The sequence below is a fragment of the Pedobacter sp. 05L430 genome, from assembly GCF_056397585.1.
On record NZ_JBFTNT010000406.1, the window covers coordinates 1 to 3120 of the forward strand.

4 protein-coding genes are annotated in these 3120 nt (G+C 37.9%); all 4 read left to right on the top strand.

Annotated features, from left to right (window positions below):
* Positions 1 to 436 (top strand): SusD/RagB family nutrient-binding outer membrane lipoprotein (locus tag AC1DG9_RS25565; RefSeq protein ID WP_477635515.1); only part of this gene is annotated, 436 nt, incomplete at its 5' end.
* Between the two features lie 172 nt (positions 437 to 608).
* Positions 609 to 1802 carry an aminofutalosine synthase MqnE gene (gene mqnE, locus AC1DG9_RS25570; protein ID WP_337714892.1) on the top strand — a complete coding sequence of 398 codons (1194 nt, stop codon included), beginning with the start codon at positions 609 to 611 and terminating at the stop codon, positions 1800 to 1802.
* A complete protein-coding gene (locus AC1DG9_RS25575; protein ID WP_172663317.1) occupies positions 1802 to 2413 on the top strand; it encodes a histidine phosphatase family protein in 612 nt (203 codons plus the stop codon). The genes mqnE and AC1DG9_RS25575 overlap by 1 nt, the downstream gene beginning before the upstream one ends.
* Positions 2414 to 2418: 5 nt before the next feature.
* Positions 2419 to 3120, top strand: a 702-nt coding sequence (locus AC1DG9_RS25580) for a menaquinone biosynthetic enzyme MqnA/MqnD family protein (protein WP_477635516.1), incomplete at its 3' end; no start/stop codon positions are given.

The following is a 3120-nucleotide window of genomic DNA, read 5'->3' on the forward strand; positions in this document are numbered from 1 at the left end:
AGCAGCAGGTGTTGATGCCTATTTGGCTGATGCAACAAGTAAACCAATCAACTATATTGATCCAAAAGACAGTAAAAATAATTTCACAGCACTTTCTACCATTACGATAGCCTGGAATGCTGGTGACGCTAATGAACTGAAACTGGAAAAAATTATCACACAAAAATACYTAGCTACTTTTACCAATACTTTAGAAGCCTGGGTAGATTTTAGAAGGACAGGCTATCCTAAAATTCCGCACGTAGCTAAAAATGATAGTAGTCCGGATTGGGGTGTAATAACAGCCGATCAATGGATAAAACGCCTCGTATTTGTGCCCGCAGAAAGAACCGGTAATGCTGCAGCTGTTGCTGAAGCTGCGACTTTTTTAAGCTCAGGTAAAGACGATATTGCATCACGCTTATGGTGGGATACTACCACTCCGAGTAATTTCTAAACTTTTTCCAACAATAATCCAAAATGGCTGCCTTATGGCGGCCATTTTTGTAACCCGGCTAATTACCAGAAGATCAGGAAATAACGCTCTTGACATAATATTGACAGGTAAAATCCCTTAAAAAAGGGTTATCTGTTGATTTTATGTTACTTTTGTTCATTATACGTTATAAATGGATACTACTTCAAAACTAGCTCTGATTTTAAACGATCCAGATCTGCCTGGGGCACTTAAAGCAATTGCACAAAAGGTACAAAATCAAGAAAGGATTACTTTTGACGAGGGTGTTTATCTTTATGAACATGCCGAACTTGGGTACCTGGGTGCCTTAGCAAATCACATAAGAGAGCAAAAGCACGGTGATAAAACCTATTTTAACCGTAATTTTCATTTAGAGCCGACTAACCTTTGTGTTTACGACTGTAAATTCTGTTCATATTCTCGCTTAATTAAGCAGAAGGAAGAAGGCTGGGCCCTAACGATGGAGGAAATGCTTGATGTGGTTAAAAAGTACGACAACGAACCTGTTACAGAAGTACATATAGTAGGTGGAGTTTTACCTCAATACGATGTTGCTTTTTATTCAGCACTTTTTAGCGCAATAAAAAAACACCGTCCTGAACTTCATGTTAAAGCATTAACACCCGTAGAATATCATTATATATTTAAAAAGGCTAAAATTGACTATGCCACTGGTATGAAATTAATGAAAGAGGCCGGATTAGAGTCAATTCCAGGAGGAGGGGCAGAGATCTTTCATCCTGAGGTAAGAGACCTTATATCTAAAGATAAATGTACCGGCGAACAATGGTTGGCTATACATGAAGAATGGCATAAGCTGGGGATGCGTTCTAACGCAACTATGTTATATGGACATATCGAAAAATATGAACATCGTGTAGATCACATGGAGCAATTACGTCAGTTGCAGGATAAGACAGGTGGTTTCCAGACTTTTATTCCGCTTAAATTCAGAAATCAGCACAACCAGATGAGTAATGTGCCGGAAGTATCTGTAATTGAAGACTTGAGGAATTATGCAATTGCGCGTATTTACATGGATAACTTTGATCACATTAAAGCCTATTGGGCAATGATCAGCAGACAAACTGCTCAACTTTCATTAAACTTTGGGGTAGACGATATAGATGGTACGCTAGATGATACCACTAAGATCTATTCAATGGCCGGCGCCGAAGAGCAAACTCCTGCAATGAGTACACAAGACCTCGTAAATCTCATAAAACAGGTAAAACGTAAACCCATTGAAAGAGATACTTTATATAATGTTGTAACCGATTACACTGATTTCGTTTTTGAGGATGAAGTGAAACCTCAATACTACAAATTACCCGTAATTAACTAATGGATAAGGAAATATACATCATCAGGCATGGTGAAACAGAATTAAATAAACTAGGAATTGTACAGGGCAGGGGAATAAACAGCGATCTTAACGACACCGGACGCAGTCAGGCTGCTGCTTTTTATGCAATGTATAAAAATGTCCCCTTTGAAAAGATTTATACGTCAAAACTAAAGCGTACACATCAAACGGTTCAGGGATTTATTGATGCCGGAATTCCATGGGAACAGGTTGCAGGTTTAGATGAGCTTGCATGGGGCAAGTGGGAAGGAAAGCCTAATGATGATAATGCAATAACAGCGTTTAAAGCTATAGTTACAGCCTGGGACGAAGGCGATTATGACGCACATTTTGAAGGTGGAGAGAGCCCTAACCAGGTTTTAGCCAGACTTAAAGAAGCGGTAGACCTGATCAAATCCAAAAAAGAAGAAAAACTGATCTTGATTTGCATGCATGGTCGTGCAATGCGTTTATTGCTGTGCTTGCTGATGAATAAACCTTTGTCCGAAATGGGAGATTTCCCGCACCAAAATACAACACTTTATAAAGTTGAACTCACTGGCGATAAATTTGACATCGTTGAGTTTAATAATACCGACCATTTAAAATAATTCCTTTGAGTAATATTAAAATATCTGCAGTTTCCTATACAAATACTAAGCCCTTCATTTACGGAATTGAACATTCGGAAATTCTAAATAAGATAGATCTAAGTTTAGATATACCCTCAGATTGTGCTGCTAAGCTAATTAATAACCAAGTTGATATAGGATTAATTCCTGTTGCTGTCATACCGCATGTACCTAATGCTAACATCGTTGCAGATTACTGTATTGGATCAATTGGTGCAGTAAATTCTGTATTTATTTTTAGCGATGTTGATGTTTCAGAAATTAAAACGGTAAGATTAGATAGTCATTCCCGTACCTCAAATAATCTTGCAAAAGTATTGTTGAAATTTTACTGGAAACTGGATGTTGAATTTACTACAGATATCGATGCAAAAACTGATGCAATAGTATTAATAGGCGACAGAACTTTTGGTAAAAAGGCTGATTATGCTTTTGCTTATGATATGGGGCAGCAATGGATGGATTTTACAGGCCTGCCATTTGTTTACGCAGCCTGGGTTGCCAACAAAACTATTCCTCAATCTTTTATTGATGAATTTAATAAAGCACTGGCTTTTGGGTTAGGTCATCGTGCAGAGCTGTTAAAAGGCTTGCCTGCCCGGGATGATTTTGATTTGAATGATTACCTTTTTCATAAACTCGATTTTGATCTTACCGAAAAGAAAAGAGAAGCACTGGATTTATTC

What these genes read in the sequence shown, in the direction of transcription:
- AC1DG9_RS25575 (WP_172663317.1), top strand. Translation starts at nt 1,802, where the DNA reads ATGGATAAGGAAATATACATCATCAGGCATGGTGAAACAGAATTAAAT.
- mqnE (WP_337714892.1), top strand. Translation starts at nt 609, where the DNA reads ATGGATACTACTTCAAAACTAGCTCTGATTTTAAACGATCCAGATCTG.